Source organism: Thalassoroseus sp. (genome assembly GCF_984380535.1).
In genome coordinates, this window is sequence record NZ_CFHRBF010000015.1 from 1 (window position 1) to 16,169 (window position 16,169).

The following is a 16,169-nucleotide window of genomic DNA, read 5'->3' on the forward strand; positions in this document are numbered from 1 at the left end:
GTTCAGCCCACGATGGCCGCCGTTTTCCCGCCGTTGGCGATCAACATCGAACGGCAGATGACCACGGAATCCCATTTCCGCCCGCATTACGACTTCGCCAATGCTCAACTGGCACGGCCCGGTTTGCTTTCGAATAGTATTGTGCTGGGGTTTCCCTATGCGGATGTTGCCGAGATGGGATCGGCTACAATCGCGGTTACCGACAATGACCACAAGTTAGCCGAGCGATCTGCCCAGGAATTAGCCAAACGGTTGTGGCAACGACGCGAAGATTTTCGCGGGCGACTATTGAGTATCAGCGAAGCCCTGGAACAATGCAATTCCATTCCCGGCCCGGTCTGCTTGCTCGATATGGGCGACAACGTCGGTGGTGGTTCCGCAGCCGACGGTACGGAATTGTTGGCGGCCTTGCACAAGCGGAAACGCGGACGGTCGTTCGTGTGTCTGTTCGACCCGGCGGCGGTGAAGGTGTGTCAGTCAGTGGAGATGGGTTCGAAAGTGAAGTTGTCCCTTGGCGGGCACGTCGACGATCAGCATGGCTCGCCGGTCGAGTGCGTCGCGACAGTTGTGTCCCTTCACGACGGGAAATTCCAAGAGTCGAAACCTCGTCATGGTGGAATCACGAAATTTGACCAAGGTCTGACGGCTGTCGTCACAACCGATTCGGGCGTTACTGTGATGCTGACTTCACGACGAATGGTGCCGTTCAGTTTGGAACAGGTTCGGTCCTGCAATCTCGATCCGGTGGAGTTCGATATTTTAGTCGCGAAGGGAGTCAACGCCCCCTTGGCCGCCTATTCGGAAGTGTGTCCGAGTTTTCTGAGAGTCAACACGCCGGGCTCGACGTGTGCGGATATGACGCGACTCAGCTTTCACCATCGTCGTCGGCCGATGTATCCCTTCGAACTCGATACGGAGTGGGAAATTACCCAATAACCGCTGAAGATGTTGTCAACCGGGTCGGGTTCGCTACAATTTCGGACTATGCCAACGACACGGCACGTCATTCACGGATTGAACGAGCTGACGAATTGTCTCCGTCGGTTGCCGGGTTTCGACGAGGTTATCCGTACGCTCCAATCCGGAGGGCACGCGGGTCTCGATGGAACGTGGGGATCAGCGTGCGCGCTGGCCAGTCTGGCACTTACGGAGGACGCGCCTGGTCCAGTCGTCATTGTGCTGCCGCGGATTGCCGACGTTGATGACTTTGCTCTCGACGTGTCGAATTTCGGCGATGTTGTCCCCGAGGTGTTCCCGGCTTGGGCGACCATGCCAGAGGAACAGAGTATCGCCGATGCGGTTTTTGGCGGCCGTTTGCGAATTTTGCAATCTGTCACCAGTCCCGATCCGCCGTCGATAATCGTCACCAGTTTGCCTGCTTTGCTGCAACCGGTGCCTTCTGTCAAGAGCCGTCAGGAAGGTACTCGGCAACTGAAGGTCGGGATGGAGATTGAATCTGATGACTTTATGCAGTGGCTGATTGACCGCGGTTTCGATCGCGTGCCGGCTTTGGAGGCACCCGGTGAATTCAGCATGCACGGGGGCATTCTCGATTTATATCCACCCGATGCCGTCGATCCGTATCGCGTGGAATTCTTTGGCGATGAGATTGAATCGATCCGTCGTTTCGATGTGGAAACACAACGAAAACTCGAAGACCTCGATTCCATTTCGATCACTGTGATCTCGCCAGATCCGGACGACGAACATTCCTCGGCGTGTTTTCTCGACGACTTGCCAGAGGGAACGTGGATTGGTTTGGTCGAACTGCCGGACATTGTTCAAGAGGGGCACGCGTATCTCGATCGCCTGGGGCGTCCGCCGACATTGTTTGATGTCGAGCCAACACTGGCGAAGACCCGGAACTTCAGCACAGTCACGCTCTCCGCGATGGGGGATGCTGTCGAGGATGTGCAATGTCGATTGCAGGTGGAAAGCATCGAAAAGTTCGCCGGGCCACGGTCGGATGTGATGCTGGAATTGGCGTCGGTCTTATCCCCCGACGAAACCGTGCTGCTGGCCTGTCATAACGAAGGCGAACAGCGGCGGCTTTCGGAAATGCTTGCGGAGATCGACGAGGAAATTTCGTCGCGAATTCAATTGTGTCTGGGACATGTGGGCGAAGGGTTTCGGCTGAAGAGCGAGAATCTCGTCGTGCTCAGCGATGCCCAGCTCTTCGGGCGGACCGACGTGCGACGGGCACCACGGCGAAAACGGCGTCATGCCGATTCGCGGGCCCTCGATACATTCCTCGATCTTCGCCCGGGCGATTTGGTCGTCCATCTATCGCATGGTATCGGTCGGTTTCGCGGGATGGAAATCCTCGAAAAAGACGATCAAGCCGAAGAACACTTGGCGATTGAGTTTGCCGATTCCGTGCGAATTCTGGTGCCTGTTTCGCTGATTCACCTTGTCCAAAAATACGTGGGGGCAGCTAAAAGTTCCCCGCCGCTTTCGAAACTCGGTGGCAAAAGCTGGGCGAAGAAGAAGGAAAAAGCTGCCGAATCCGTACGGGACATGGCGGCCGACATGATTCGCCTGCAAGCGGCCCGCGAAGCGAAGCCGGGGTTTGCGTGTCCGCCGGATAGCGACTGGGTCAACGAATTCGCTGCGGCGTTTCCGTATGTCGAAACAGAGGACCAAGACCACGCGATCGCCGAATGCAAAGCCGACCTGATGCGACCGCGTCCGATGGACCGGTTGATCTGCGGCGATGTCGGTTTCGGCAAGACCGAAGTCGCGATGCGGGCGGCGTTTAAGATGGTCGATGCCGGCAAACAAGTTGCCATTCTCGTGCCGACAACGGTGCTCGCCGAACAACACTTTCGCAGTTTTTGTGAACGAATGGCCGAGTTCCCGGTCTCGATCGATGTGCTCTCGCGGTTCCGTTCCAAACGGGAACAGCGGGAAATTCTCGAACGCATGGCGACGGGAAATGTCGACATCGTTATCGGCACACACCGGATCGTGCAGAAGGATATCCGGTTTCGCGATCTCGGTCTGTTGATCATCGACGAAGAGCAACGCTTCGGTGTCGATCACAAGGAAATGTTGAAGCGAAAGCGGTTGGAAGTCGATGTGCTCACGTTATCGGCGACACCGATTCCCCGCACCTTGCACATGGCGGTGCTCGGCATTCGGGATATTTCGAACCTCACGACCGCTCCGCAAGACCGTGTACCGATCGAGACCCGGATCAGTCGATTCGATGAACACCTCATCCGCTCGGCGATCGTGCGGGAATTAAATCGAGGTGGGCAGGTCTATTTTGTGCATAACCGGGTGTATAACATCCAACGCATTGCTGACCGGATTCAAAAAATTGTGCCCGAAGCGAACATCGGCATCGGTCATGGGCAAATGACTGGCGATGAGCTTGAAACGGTGATGTACGATTTCGTTTCCGGTCGGCTCGATGTTCTCGTCGCCACCACGATTATCGAATCGGGCTTGGATATTCCGAACGCGAATACGATTTTTATCCATCAGGCCGACAAGTATGGTCTTGCGGAGTTGCACCAATTGCGTGGCCGAGTCGGACGGTACAAACATCGGGCGTATTGTTATTTGCTGCTGGAAGAGGGCAAACCGCTTACCAGCGATGCCACCAAACGGCTGAAAGCGATCGAGGAATACAGCGAACTCGGTAGCGGGTTTCGGATCGCGATGCGCGACTTGGAAATTCGCGGGGCGGGCAATATTCTCGGAAACGAGCAAAGCGGGCACATTGCGTCGGTGGGGTACGAACTGTACTGCCAACTCCTTGAGAATGCCGTTCATCGGCTCAAAGGCGAACCGATTCGCGAGCATGTGCACGTCAACACGAACTTGCCGATCTCGGCATTTATCCCTCAGGAATACATTCCGCACGGACGGCAGAAAATCGAGATGTACCGCAAACTCTCCGCGGTTCAAAACTTCGAAGAACTAGAATCGATCCGGGAAGAATTTCGCGACCGGTTTGGTCCGATTCCTAAACCGGCGGAGCGATTGATTGCTGTTCGCAACATGCAATTGCTCGCGGCGAATTGGGGAATTGCAGATATTCGTCTCGAAGACCGATTCGCTGTTCTTGGTTATTCCGATCGGGAAAAAATCAATCGGCTGAAACAGCGAATCGGGTCTGACCTCCGCGTGGTCGATCACCTGAGTGCATATCTGGTGCTGCCGAATCCGGAGATTGCGGGTGATCCACTCGTGGCGTTTCTAGCGAAGCATCTTCGGTTGGAATGACTCGCCGAAGTGGCGGAACTTTCGGCGAGTATCGTTACTCAGTTGGATTGCGGGCGACGATCGAACATCTTCTGGGCTTCTTCGGGAGTAATGAAGCCGTCACCATCGGCATCAATGCGATCGAAACCGCGTTTCATACGTTCGGGGGCTTCATCTTTTGAGATTTTGCCGTCCTTGTTTTCGTCCGCCTCCTGCAGGAATCGCGGAAAACCATCGCGATTTTCAGGGCGTGGTCCGGCGTTTGGTCGCATCCCACTACGTCCGGTGCGTTCGATTTCATCCGGTGTAATTTCGCCATCGCCGTTGGCGTCCATCGTTGCGAGGATTTCCGGTGCTTTGGCGATCTCGGCTTTTGAGAGACTGCCATTCCGGTCAGCATCTAGACGTTGGAAAATCGATGGCGGTTGCGGTCCCCGCGGTTGCATTCCTCGCGGTTGACTACGACGCATCACCTGGGCGAACTCCTCTTTCGTTAATCCGTCGGCGTCGGCTTTCCCCATCTGTTGCAGCACTCGTTCCACATTTTCCCGCATCCGTTCGGGCAATTCGCTGAGTTCAATTTTGTCGTTCTTGTTGCGGTCTAGCTGCGAGAAAAGGCGATTAGTGAAGTCTTGTGGTTGCATCCCCCGAGCCATTCCGGCTTGGAATTCCTGCATCGTTAATTCGTCTTTCCCAAGTCGTTCGAACAATGGCATCAACCGTTCGCGGAGCGGTTCGGGAATTTCATCTTTGGAAATTTTCTGATTACCATCTCGATCGAGTCGGCGAAGCATTTGTGTGATGTCGCCGCCGCGTCGCTGATTCGGGTTGCCATCGCCGAAGGCCTCGGTCGCAGCTGGTCGATTCGGTTTGATCGCTTCTGCAAACTCGGTTGCGGTGAGTTTGCCATCCTCATTCTTGTCGGCAACTCGCACGATACGGTCGAAAAACTTCTGGCGATCGTCAGTCAATTCGGACCGTTCGAGAACGCCGTCGCCGTTTTTGTCGAGCTGTTCAAACAATGCCGGTTCTTGGGAGGCGTCTTCATCTGCCGCATCCAGAGTGAATGCGCCACATGCCAAAACACAACCCGGAAACACGATTCGCGTAGCGAAGTGATGCCAATTCATTAGATCAGTCCTCAATGTGACGGGGCGATAGAGACTGTCATGCAGTCTGCCACATTGAACACCAGACTCAAAGAATCGGGCCGGGAATTCTCATCAGGAATTCGATAGCTTGCCGACCTGTTCAGGTCACGTAAATCCAACGTCCGACGGTCAGGGCGGGAATCAGCAGGGCAGCAACCGACAATCCGAGTGTGATATTCTCGGTCCACGCCGACAACAAGATGGCATCAATCATAATGATCGACAGCAGCATCACCCGCACGGCCAACTGCACTTTCGCGGGTGAAGGTGATGTGATTGCGTCGGCAAGTCGCCGATTGATCGTGTACATCACGACCCCCAGTGCGAGCGGAAAACCCGGACGTACCTCGGGAACATAAACGAGCCACGCCAAGAAAATAAGTAGCCCCACGTCGATGACTAACAACCCACCCAATAGCGGACCGCGACGACTTTCCCCCGCTTCCTCTCGGGCAAACAGCGTGACACCGGCAATGTATACACACATGCCGCCCGCGATCCACAACAGCGGCGGTAGACTCGTCATCGACGAAACATCGGTCAACTTCGACCAGTCGGCATGGGCGCTACCGCCAAGAAGAATATTCAGAAATCGGCATCCACCCATCGCTAACGGACCGAGAATTGTTTTCTTCAGGCCGCCGTCATACAGAAAGATACATGCCGTCAGCACGACGGCGACTGTCAAACTTGACCAACTAACAACGCTCGCAGCGATCAGGCCGACTACAATGAGGATGCTGCCGAATCGAACCGCTGCAGAGACGGAAACACGACCGGAGGGGATCGGTCGTTGCGGGCGTTCGACGGCGTCGATCTGGCGATCGAATACGTCGTTGAACACCATCCCGGCAAGGTACAAACATGCCGAAACGAGGGCTAACATTCCCAGCTGCCACCAAGGCACATTCGGAGCGGCAGTGCTGCCAAGACGTGTCAGCGCGAAACCCAACGCGATATCCGACAATGCCGAAAACACTGCCGGAAACCGCATTAATTGAAAGTAAGCTCGGATGGACATGAAGTAGGGATCAGGTGACAGGAGTCAGACGTAGGGTCCGCAGTGCGGACCATTCCAAGCAGTTGTGTTCGGACAGCAGACTAGACAACGTGGCTCTAACCAGGGTTGGCATGCACAAACAAATCCAGGTACAGCACGAAGAGCATCAGACCAACGATGAACAGGAATCCGAGCAGTTGAGCCGTCTGTAGCACCCGTTCGCTAGGTTTGCTTCGGGTTACACCTTCCCAGATCAGGAACACCATGTGACCGCCGTCAAGCACCGGAATCGGCAGGAAGTTCACGACCGCCAGGTTAACGCTCAGGAAGCCGAGGAACAGCAAGAGTTGATTCAACCCTTGCTTGGCTACTGCGTAGCCCATTTTGGCGATGTCGACTGGGCCATGAAGTTCTTTTGGCGAAATCCCGCCGCTGAACAGACTCCGTAGTGTGAGGTAAATGTCGACCGCGGAATTCTTGGTGTAATCCACGCCCATGCCAACTGCACCCACGAAACTGTCTGCCTTCTGGACTTCGGAGAGGCCTTCGAGATAGACCCCACGATAACTGGGCTGGAACCAGTCCTTCGAGGCGAGTGGAGCCAACTCCACGTTACGGACTTCACCTTTTTCGTTGCTCACCGTCAGTTTGACGCTCCGAGTCGGAAGCATTTGCATCAAACGGAAGGCGTAGGCCCAGTTCTCTTTCTTGTCGAACTGCACCGGTTCGAGTTTGTCGCCGAAGATGTCGGCCGGCATATCCGGGTCGGCGATGAGAGCCATTTGTTTGATGCGTTCGCCTTTTTTCAGTCCGGCCTTCTCGGCGGGGCTGTTCGGTTCGACATGCAACACGACGGGAATCGCATTGAACGCGATACCGATCGAAGGCACCGTTGCGGGCAATCCTTGGGAAAGAATTCCCGCACGCATCATCAGGTCTGTCCAGCCTGGTTTGTCGATGGGCTTGACCTTGAGCGTGAGATCTTTCGCACCGCCCTCGTCAGGGGAGCGGTTCACAATGACTTCGACAACTCCCGGTTCCCAATCATCCGGAAGATCCACCGGGGCTTCGGTGTTTCGCAACGCATGAAAAAAATCCGGAAGTCGCATCGGATCAATTTCCGTTCCGACTGCTTTTCCGTTGACGTGTGTGATTTTGTCGCCCACCTTGAAGCCCGCTTGATCAGCCGGAGAGCCAGCGACGATGTCGACGATCTGCGTAATATCCGTCCACAGTCCGAGTGTTCGGAAGGACTCCGGCTTCACGGTGATCGGTTCTTCGATCATCGTGCCATTGCCTTCTTCGTCAAAACGTTCGACATAGAAATCGACAGCCTCGGCACGCACCTGGGGCTCGGACAGCCACGCTTGCAAGTTGGAAATGGTCTCGAATGGTTGCGGTTCTTCTCCGTGAATCGCGGCTTTGCGGATGACGTCTCGGCGTTGGAACCCGCTTTTGACATCGGCCGCCGGTGTGCCAGGTTCAACGACCGATTGTTCGGGGTCCTCGATGTCGGCAACTTTCAGACTCGCAGGCATCGGAGCCGCACCGATCAGTCGACGCGTGCCCGATTCATCCGGCGCGAGGGTAATCTCAAATTCGCTGCCGTCTCGTTTGAAGCCGGCGATCCGCAGTTCCCCATCGGTCAATGCCACGCCGCGTTGAATATCGCTGAACGTCTCGACTTTGCGATTGTTAATCTGTGTGATGCGGTCGCCCGATTCCATGCCCGCTTGCCAGGCCGGTTTCCCAGGTTGAACGCCGCCAATAATACTCGGTGTCGCTTGCACACCGGAACTAAAGGCGATCGCGAAGAACAGCATCCCAGTGATGATGTTCATGATCACCCCTGCGGAGATGATCGCCATCCGCTGCGGAACCGACTTCGCCGAGTACGAACGCGGATCTTCAGCGATCTCTTCGTTCGACATTTGACTCGGGTCCATATCGTCTTGGCCAAGCATTTTCACGTACCCGCCGAACGGAATGATCGACAATGCGTATTCCGTTTCGCCGCGTTTGGTGCTCCAGAGAATCGGTCCAAAACCGATGCTAAAGCGTTCCACTTTCACATCGCACCACTTCGCGACCGCAAAGTGACCAAGTTCGTGAAAGAAGATCACCAATCCCAGCCCTAAGGCGACGTAGAGAAAACTGACGATCGAACTCAGCGAGATCGCCGCCAGCATGAGAAAGGCGGGAATGATCAGCCCCAACGGAGCCAGCGTGAGAACCGGAAGCAACCGTCCGGTACGGGATTTCAAGCGTGCCAACGAGTCATCTCCTTACGAGCCCATTCGTCCCAGCGGAACAGGTCCGACAGTTTCGGTGTGGGGTCGAACGTATGAGCATCCAGAACCGCGCGGCAAGCACGGGGGATTTGCGGAAAAGTAAGTGTACCATCTAAGAACCGTGCGACCGCCACTTCGTTAGCCGCATTCAGGACCGCCCCGCAGGTTCCCCCACGTTCGGCCACTTCGAACCCTAACTCCAGGCCGGGAAAGGCGTTGAAGTCGGGCGGCAACAGTTCGAGTTGCATCGCGGATTGCCAATCCATCCGCGGACACACGCCCTCCGTCCGCTGCGGGTACGTGAGGGCATATTGAATTGGTAGCTTCATATCGGGCGGCGACAACTGGGCAATCACCGACCCATCGACAAATTCCACGAACGAATGAATGATCGACTGCGGATGCACCACCACGCCGATTTGATCCCGCGACAGATCAAACAACCAGCGGGCTTCGATCACTTCGAGGGCTTTGTTGATCATCGTGGCGGAATCGACGGTGATCTTCGGACCCATGTTCCACGTCGGATGATTGAGTGCCATCTCGACGGTCACGGTTTCCAATCTGTCCGCCGACCAACCCCGAAACGGCCCGCCACTGGCCGTCAGCACCACCCGGCGGACTTCATTCGCCCGTCCAGATTGAAGGCACTGGTAGATCGCCGAGTGTTCACTGTCAACCGGCAGCAATGCCGCGCCGGTTTGTTTCGCCAGTTGCATGACCAACGGGCCGGCAACGACGAGCGTCTCTTTGTTCGCAATGCCGACGGTTTTGCCACTCTCGACTGCCGCCCAAGTCCCCCGCAAACCCGCCGCTCCGACGATCCCGGAAATGACGATATCGGTTTCCGCCGCCGAAGAAACCTGCTCGACCGCGTCCGGTCCGAACAGCAATTCGGTCTCGGGGTGGAACGCGGAGCGGTCAACTTGTTCGCGGATGCTCGCATCACTCAGCACAGCCCAACGCGGGCGAAATTGCTGCGTTTGCTGCGCAAGTTCAGTCCAACTCCGATGAGCCGTCAATGCGACCGGAGCCATTTCAGACGCATTAGCCGCGAGCACGTCGAGACAACTCGTCCCGATCGAACCGGTCGACCCCAGAACCGCAACTTGCTTCATCCCTGCTGCACGTTCCCTGTTCTCACCCTGCGAACACGCAAGGCAATCCAAAAACTCGGCTTGACAACTTGCACGAAAATCTCAGCCCATGCATTCTAGAACGGCACCAATTTTGCCGCAAGAGCGAGTGAGATTGAGACTTCTTAACAACCTTCGACACTCTTACAATCAATTTCCATCGCCGATGGCCCGCCAAAATCCGGGTAGTAGCAGGTCATCAAGCTCATCGTCGCTAATACTCCCCGCAAACAATCGGCAGCGTTCGACTTCACGAATTTGCATGAGCGGTAGCTGAAATGCAGTCGCTAGATAGACGACAACAGGAAAGGCTGCATCGGACTCGTAATCACCGGCAATGAGAATGTATTCGATCATCTCGACCACCGAAAACCCAAGCCTCGCCATATCTTGCAAGTCACGAACGATTTGTTCGTCTGGAAATTCTGATGTTGTCATCGTGAGATCAGTTCATCACACAGATCATGAATACCGTCAATTCTAAGGAATCGAAGACGTGGCTCCCACCCCGACTTCGGCGTTGGTTGGTGCGATTGGCTCTGATTTTCGCGGCTGGCCTATTGTTGGCCATCAGTGTGATGATGTGGCGGACGTTGGCGTTGTCATCTGATTCGATTTCCGTTCCGCCGACGACATTCCCGACGATTGACGAAGCCGCAGCAACGCGGTTCGCGGGAGCGATACGGTTTCGGACGGTGGCTACACCGGCGGTGTTCGATCCGGACGAATTCCAAAAACTACACAGATACCTCGAAGCGAACTTTCCGCGGGTGCATGCAGAGTTGCAACGTGAGGTGTTTGCCGAGTGCAGTTTGCTCTACCGTTGGCCGGGGACAGATTCATCAGCAACGCCGATTCTATTGATGTCGCACCTGGACGTCGTGCCGGTGCCGGAATCGGAGGAACCTCGTTGGACACATAATCCGTGGGGCGGCGAGATCGCCGATGGGTTCATCTGGGGACGAGGTTCGCTCGATGTGAAGTGCGGCGTAGTGGGAATGCTCGAGGCGGTGGAACACCTGCTCCAAAAGGGTTTTCTGCCGGAGTGTGATGTCTACTTGGCGTTCGGGCACGATGAGGAAATCGGCGGGAAGAATGGGAATCAGCAGATCGCCGTTGCACTGCGTGGGCGTGGCGTGCGGTTTCGGTTTGTGTTGGACGAAGGCGGCGTGATCGTCTCGCACACGATTCCCGGCCTCGAATCACCGATGGCATTGGTGGCGGTGGCTGAGAAAGGATACGCGACAGCTCGATTGTCTGTCAGACTCTCCGATGAAGCTCGCGGACACTCGTCGATGCCTCCACCGCAAACTGCCGTTGGGATTCTGGCGGCCGCGATCTCCAAAGTTGAAGCCAAGCCGCTGCCGGCGAGTTTTTCCGGACCCGTCGGTTTAATGCTTGATCGCATTGGTCCGCATCTTTCGTTGACTCAGCGCTTCGCGCTCGCCAATCGAGACGTGTTGAAGCCGTTGGTGATTTCCTCGCTTAGTGAATCCCGCTCGCTGAATGCCCTGCTCCGAACCACGACGGCCGCAACCGTTTTCAACGGGGGTCAGGCAGAAAACGCTCTACCCGGGGAAGCGACGGCACTAGTCAACTTCCGGCTCAAGCCCGGCGACACTCCGGAATCGGTGTTGGAGCATATCCGCCAAGTGGGCGATGACGATCGTGTTACTTATGAACTGCGGGGCGAGCCGAATGCGGCTTCGTTTGTGTCCGATCATCAGTCGCCAGATTTTCAGCGTATCGAACGCATCATAAGGCAGCTCGATGCTGAGATTCTCGTCGCACCCGGTCTGGCGGTCGTATCGACGGATTCACGACATTATGAAGGTCTGACCGAGAACACTTACCGGTTTCTTCCGCTACGGTTGAGTGGCGATGATTTGAAGCGAATTCACGGCGTTAACGAACGGATCGCGGTCGAAAACTACCTGGAACTTGTGCAGTTCTTCGTGATGTTGCTGCAAGACGCTGCAGGCGGGTAATGTGAGACGATGAATTGGTATTCGACGCTGGTCCGTCCGCTGTTGTTCCGACTCAATCCCGAATCCGCACATAACGCAGCGGTCACCGTATGCCGGGTTGCTGGTCGTATTCCACTGCTGCCTTGGTGCTGTGAGAAAGCACTGACGTTCCGTGCGCCGGAATTAGCGACCGAAGTCGCCGGACTGCAGTTCTCCAACCCAATCGGACTGGCCGCCGGTTGGGATAAAAGTGGGCGGGCATTAAACATGCTGGACCGCATGGGGTTCGGGACGGTCGAGATTGGTTCCGTCTCGGCGTTTGCCTCGGTGGGAAATCCGAAACCGAGACTGTACCGATTGCCTCAGGACCAAGTGATTCAAGTCCACTACGGTCTGCCGAATGACGGTGTGGAAGTTGTTGCCGAACGTGTGGCGGCGGCTCGGTTGCGAATTCCACTCGGCGTGAATCTGGTCGCCACCAACTACGGACTGGACGCACCGGCGAGTTCGGTCGACGACATCATTGAAGACTATGCCACCAGTGTGGCTCGAGTTCACCGACATGCCGATTACCTGACGCTCAACCTCAGTTGCCCAAACGCGGAGGGCGGACGAGATGTGTTCGCAGAACCGGGCGGTATTCGACGATTACTGGAGCGACTACAGTCCATTTCGCCGGTCTCGCCCGTGTTTCTGAAGGTGATTCCTGCGACGGACACCGCAACTCATGAACGATGGCTGGCAGAAGTCGATGACTTTGAATTCGTCAAAGGGTTTATGTTCAATCTTCCGCCGGGAAAGCCGGACTCGTTGAATCTAAAGACGCCGCCCGAGGCGTGGCGAAACCGGCCCGGAGCGATTGCCGGGCGGCCGGTGCGGGAATGGATCGATGGTTGCATCGCGAGTTTGTACCCCCGGTTGGATCACTCTCGGCATGTGATTATCGGCGGCGGTGGCGTCTTCACAGCGGAGGACGCCTATCGAAAGATTCGCTTGGGGGCATCACTCGTGCAAATCTACACGGCGTTGATTTACGAAGGACCGGGCGTAGTGGCGAGGATCAATCGCGGTTTGGCGAAGTTGCTAACTCAAGATGGATTCACGCGAATTCAGGATGCGGTCGGTGTTGGCGTGTAATGCGGACATGGTACGATGAAGCAATCCTCACCGTCGCGAAGACTGCTCGATCATGGCGAAACGTAAACCAACTCAGACGCTTGCCGACTACGTGGCGATTGCGATTAGTCCCGCGCTCATCATGCTGTTGGTCGGCAGTTTAGCGTTCTTCCTGTTGGACGTGAGTTATCACGGCGATCACGCCGGTCGGTTCCGCTGGGTGTTGGGTTGGTTCGTGTTTGCGGCGGTGTTGATCTCTCGAATTGCGATCGAACAGGGCTCCGAACATGCGTTCGCCTACACCATCGCATTTTGGATTGCGATTCTGTTGGTCGTGCTGCGGTTTCTCGATAATCCAATTATTGGCGTTGCGTTGCTCGGAATCATCTGGTGGTGCACAAAACAATTGACGTACGATTGCACCCTAATCGACGACACGCAAGACGCCTCCGGTGAGGGACTCTTGCAAGTCGCGGGGATTGAAGAATCTACGGCGGAACCCGCGTCGATCGATGACTCGTCCGAGAGTGACAGTGAGGATCAAAAAAAACGTCCGCATTCGCCGGGGTTGTGGGTGGTGTATTTCTCACTGGCGGCGTTACCGATTTTCGGCATCGGGCAGGCGTTCATCCCGCGATCGGAATCGGCCACCCGCGACGGTGCGTTCCGTCTGCTATGGGTGTATGTCGCTGCGGGAATCGGATTGCTGCTGACGACGAGTTTTCTCGGTCTGCGGCGATATCTTCGTCAGCGTCGGCTCACGATGCCAACATCGGTCACGGCGACTTGGCTCACAATGGGCCTAGGGTTAGCGTTGGCTGTGTTGATTTTGACCGTGCTCTTGCCTCGTCCGAATGCAGCTTATTCGATTTCCAATGTGGTGGATGAGGTCAGCGAGCGGATCGGTCAGGCATCCGAATACGCGATGAGCAGTGACGATGCCGGCGAAGGCGAAGGGCGACCAGCGGGCGAGGAAAACGAAAACGCAACCGAAGGTTCCAAGGGATCCCAAGGCGAACAGACCGGCGAACAGGGGGAGTCCGAAAATCCGCAGGGTGGCGATGGAGAAAAAGACGGTCAGGGTCAGCAAACCAGCGGTGAGCAAAAATCTTCCTCGAACGAGAAGGGGGGAGACCCACAAGAAAAAGGAGACCCACAAGAAAAAGAAGACGACTCGGATCAATCCGGAAATCAAGGATCATCCAAGTTCGACGAAGGGGAACCAGAAAGGCAAGACGACTCCGGTTCTTCTCAATCCTCTGGTCAGGATGTGAGTCAATCGATTCAAGAGTCCGTTTCCAAGTTCGTTAAATTCATAATCTATGGATTGCTCGCAGTCGCGGTGATTGTGCTGTTGATTCGTTACCGTGAGCAGGTCATCACCGCAATTCGCAAGTTCCTGGCGGACTTGGCGAGTTTGTTCGGGGGCAAAGCATCGCAGAAAACCAAGGCAGCGATAGAGCAAACGGAGACGGAATATCGCCCCGCTCCGAAACCGTTTGCGAGTTTTCGCAATCCATTCCACTCGGGGACGGCGAGTTCGATGCCGCCGGAAGAGTTGCTGCGGTATACCTTTGCCGCCCTGGAGGCCTTGGGAACCGAATGTGGAGTGCCCCGCCCGATTGAGATGACGGCTCTCGAATACGCCGCTCGACTAGGTGAAGCCGAACCGGAGATCGCGAACGCTGCTCGCGAACTTGCGCGTCTCTACACGCAAGCAGCGTATTCGTCCCGACCACTGCCGAACGATGTCGCCGACCGCGTGGAGCAGATTTGGCATGCAATGGAACGCACGCCGGTCGCTTCGTGAATCGTCGAATAATTCACGATCATTCAACGTGCGTCCGATTGCGAACTACATCGTCGTCGAACTCGGTTCGCTGGTCGGGGCTGTCTTCTGGTCCGATTCTTCGCCATTCGATCACGAGAGGTCGGTCGGAAACAGGCTGCTCGATCGGGAGGGACGTGTCACCAGAACCGATTCCTGTGCCGGATTCAATCAGAAACCAAATAGCCGCCGGAACCAAAACAACTGCTTGCCCGAGAAACAACGTCCATATAAACCGCGGCCAAAACGGAAGATCAGTTTCGGTAGGTTTGGATTGATTTGAAATGACTATTTCACTCCAGAGCTGAGCGTGTTGCTGAAGAAGTTACTCCGGTTCTTCGATGCCCAGCAAGCTCGCGCCGCGGTCGCGGATATTGGCGAAGCGACGGCGAATGGTGCGGGCATCGACGCCCATCTTCTCGGCGATTTCCTTCTGCGTGAGTCCTTCCATCCGCATCTGGATGAGTTGCTGTTCTTCCTCGGTCAGGTTTTGTAGCACGAATTCCAGGGTGTCGGCGAACTCGACGACTTCGGCGGGTGAGAGCGGTTCGCCAAAGCGGCTGACGGCAAAGCCTTGGATCGCGGGCGATTGCGTGTTGCCGGTCTCCTTGGCGGGGTCGCGTTTGTCGGCTTGCTCGCGACGGACCTTGTTCCGCACCTTGTTCAATGCCATCGTGAGCAGCAATTTCCAGAAATCGTTCTCGCCATCGAATTCGAATCGACCAGCTCGTGTGAGACGGAACATCGAACGAAACACACTTTGAACCACATCTTCCGGCCCCAAACGCGGATTAAACTTCCGCGACAAGTGCTGACCGACCAAATTCATCAACCGCAGCAAATATCGATCGTGCAACGTCGTCGCAGCGGCCTCGTCACCGGTCTCACGATAACGCTCGACGAGTTCGGCGTCAGACAGTTGATTCAAATCCAAATCGGAATCCGTCATAATTGGTGCTTTCAGCGACTCGGCTCGGTATTGTTGAGTTGAGTATTCCGTTAGTTACGAGGTCTGAAATGCCCGCCAAGTGAGGCTGATGCGTGGCCCAACGTCAGCGGCTCTTTGAATTCCGTGCAACCAATTTTCTTGAACTTCGTTATCCATAGATAACAGCATTCCCGGCAACATGGTCACCGAGTAATTCACCGATGAGTCGTTCTTGCTGCGAAAAGTGATTTCTCGCTCCGATCCTAACGAAACAATGGCAACTCCGGTTTCAGGAAGTAGACAGGAAGTGTCATCTGAGTGAAATCCCATCGTGTTTTCGCCCGACTGATAATGATTCAGCAGGCAATTGTTGAATCTGATTCCCAACTGAATTGCTAATCGATCAATCATCGGACGCAACACTCCAGGGAGTGGTGTTTCCGGATAGGAAATGCCAGAGTAATTGTACGGGACCCCAAACGAGGCCGTTCTTCTGGTTGTCATTCGCTCGTCCCACGACACCGTGTCTTAGAGTACGTT

The 16,169-nt window shown here is 55.6% G+C and carries 12 protein-coding genes; 5 read left to right on the forward strand and 7 right to left on the reverse strand.

Features of this window, described 5'->3' with window-relative positions:
• Both AC5DDB_RS20205 and mfd read left to right on the forward strand, forming a co-directional pair.
• A partial coding sequence (locus tag AC5DDB_RS20205) for an MlrC C-terminal domain-containing protein (RefSeq protein WP_491741573.1) occupies positions 1-936 on the forward strand: 936 nt, incomplete at its 5' end.
• A gap of 48 nt (positions 937-984) precedes the next feature.
• On the forward strand, positions 985-4,233 hold the full coding sequence (mfd, locus tag AC5DDB_RS20210) for a transcription-repair coupling factor (RefSeq protein ID WP_491741574.1): 3,249 nt from the start codon (positions 985-987) through the stop codon (positions 4,231-4,233).
• Positions 4,234-4,271: 38 nt separating this feature from the next.
• Here mfd and AC5DDB_RS20215 read toward each other — a convergent pair whose 3' ends face one another.
• The 5 genes from AC5DDB_RS20215 to AC5DDB_RS20235 form a co-directional block, all read right to left on the reverse strand.
• Entirely contained in the window at positions 4,272-5,342 is a 1,071-nt protein-coding gene (locus tag AC5DDB_RS20215) for an EF-hand domain-containing protein (RefSeq protein WP_491741575.1), read from the reverse strand.
• Between the two features lie 121 nt (positions 5,343-5,463).
• Positions 5,464-6,384 carry a UbiA family prenyltransferase gene (locus AC5DDB_RS20220; RefSeq protein WP_491741576.1) on the reverse strand — a complete coding sequence of 307 codons (921 nt, stop codon included), beginning with the start codon at positions 6,382-6,384 and terminating at the stop codon, positions 5,464-5,466.
• Positions 6,385-6,479: 95 nt separating this feature from the next.
• A complete protein-coding gene (locus tag AC5DDB_RS20225) occupies positions 6,480-8,636 on the reverse strand; it encodes a site-2 protease family protein (protein ID WP_491741577.1) in 2,157 nt (718 codons plus the stop codon).
• The gene (dxr, locus tag AC5DDB_RS20230) at positions 8,624-9,772 is read right to left on the reverse strand and encodes a 1-deoxy-D-xylulose-5-phosphate reductoisomerase (RefSeq protein ID WP_491741578.1); all 1,149 of its coding nucleotides are present in this window, start codon (positions 9,770-9,772) and stop codon (positions 8,624-8,626) included. The genes AC5DDB_RS20225 and dxr overlap by 13 nt, the downstream gene beginning before the upstream one ends.
• Positions 9,773-9,940: 168 nt before the next feature.
• Entirely contained in the window at positions 9,941-10,228 is a 288-nt protein-coding gene (locus AC5DDB_RS20235) for a hypothetical protein (protein ID WP_491741579.1), read from the reverse strand.
• Positions 10,229-10,254: 26 nt separating this feature from the next.
• Here AC5DDB_RS20235 and AC5DDB_RS20240 point away from each other — a divergent pair, with 26 nt between their 5' ends.
• The 3 genes from AC5DDB_RS20240 to AC5DDB_RS20250 are packed head-to-tail and all read left to right on the forward strand — an operon-like array spanning position 10,255 to position 14,683.
• The gene (locus AC5DDB_RS20240; protein WP_491741580.1) at positions 10,255-11,778 is read left to right on the forward strand and encodes a M20 family peptidase; all 1,524 of its coding nucleotides are present in this window, start codon (positions 10,255-10,257) and stop codon (positions 11,776-11,778) included.
• Positions 11,779-11,787: 9 nt separating this feature from the next.
• Positions 11,788-12,894 carry a quinone-dependent dihydroorotate dehydrogenase gene (locus tag AC5DDB_RS20245; RefSeq protein WP_491741581.1) on the forward strand — a complete coding sequence of 369 codons (1,107 nt, stop codon included), beginning with the start codon at positions 11,788-11,790 and terminating at the stop codon, positions 12,892-12,894.
• Between the two features lie 52 nt (positions 12,895-12,946).
• Positions 12,947-14,683, forward strand: coding sequence for a DUF4129 domain-containing protein (locus AC5DDB_RS20250; protein WP_491741582.1), 1,737 nt, complete (start codon positions 12,947-12,949; stop codon positions 14,681-14,683).
• 343 nt (positions 14,684-15,026) lie between these two features.
• Here AC5DDB_RS20250 and AC5DDB_RS20255 read toward each other — a convergent pair whose 3' ends face one another.
• Positions 15,027-15,650: an RNA polymerase sigma factor gene (locus AC5DDB_RS20255; protein ID WP_491741583.1), complete on the reverse strand. Its 624-nt coding sequence runs from the start codon at positions 15,648-15,650 to the stop codon at positions 15,027-15,029.
• 54 nt (positions 15,651-15,704) lie between these two features.
• Complete coding sequence (locus tag AC5DDB_RS20260) at positions 15,705-16,133, reverse strand: alpha-ketoglutarate-dependent dioxygenase AlkB (protein WP_491741584.1); 429 nt, start codon at positions 16,131-16,133, stop codon at positions 15,705-15,707.
• Between the last annotated feature and the right edge of the window lie 36 nt (positions 16,134-16,169).

Bases quoted from the DNA above. Each gene is read 5' to 3' on its own strand.
- mfd (WP_491741574.1), top strand. From the start codon at position 985: ATGCCAACGACACGGCACGTCATTCACGGATTGAACGAGCTGACGAAT.
- AC5DDB_RS20215 (WP_491741575.1), bottom strand. From the start codon at position 5,342: ATGAATTGGCATCACTTCGCTACGCGAATCGTGTTTCCGGGTTGTGTT.
- AC5DDB_RS20220 (WP_491741576.1), bottom strand. From the start codon at position 6,384: ATGTCCATCCGAGCTTACTTTCAATTAATGCGGTTTCCGGCAGTGTTT.
- dxr (WP_491741578.1), bottom strand. From the start codon at position 9,772: ATGAAGCAAGTTGCGGTTCTGGGGTCGACCGGTTCGATCGGGACGAGT.
- AC5DDB_RS20235 (WP_491741579.1), bottom strand. From the start codon at position 10,228: ATGACAACATCAGAATTTCCAGACGAACAAATCGTTCGTGACTTGCAA.
- AC5DDB_RS20240 (WP_491741580.1), top strand. From the start codon at position 10,255: ATGAATACCGTCAATTCTAAGGAATCGAAGACGTGGCTCCCACCCCGA.
- AC5DDB_RS20245 (WP_491741581.1), top strand. From the start codon at position 11,788: ATGAATTGGTATTCGACGCTGGTCCGTCCGCTGTTGTTCCGACTCAAT.
- AC5DDB_RS20250 (WP_491741582.1), top strand. From the start codon at position 12,947: ATGGCGAAACGTAAACCAACTCAGACGCTTGCCGACTACGTGGCGATT.
- AC5DDB_RS20255 (WP_491741583.1), bottom strand. From the start codon at position 15,650: ATGACGGATTCCGATTTGGATTTGAATCAACTGTCTGACGCCGAACTC.
- AC5DDB_RS20260 (WP_491741584.1), bottom strand. From the start codon at position 16,133: ATGACAACCAGAAGAACGGCCTCGTTTGGGGTCCCGTACAATTACTCT.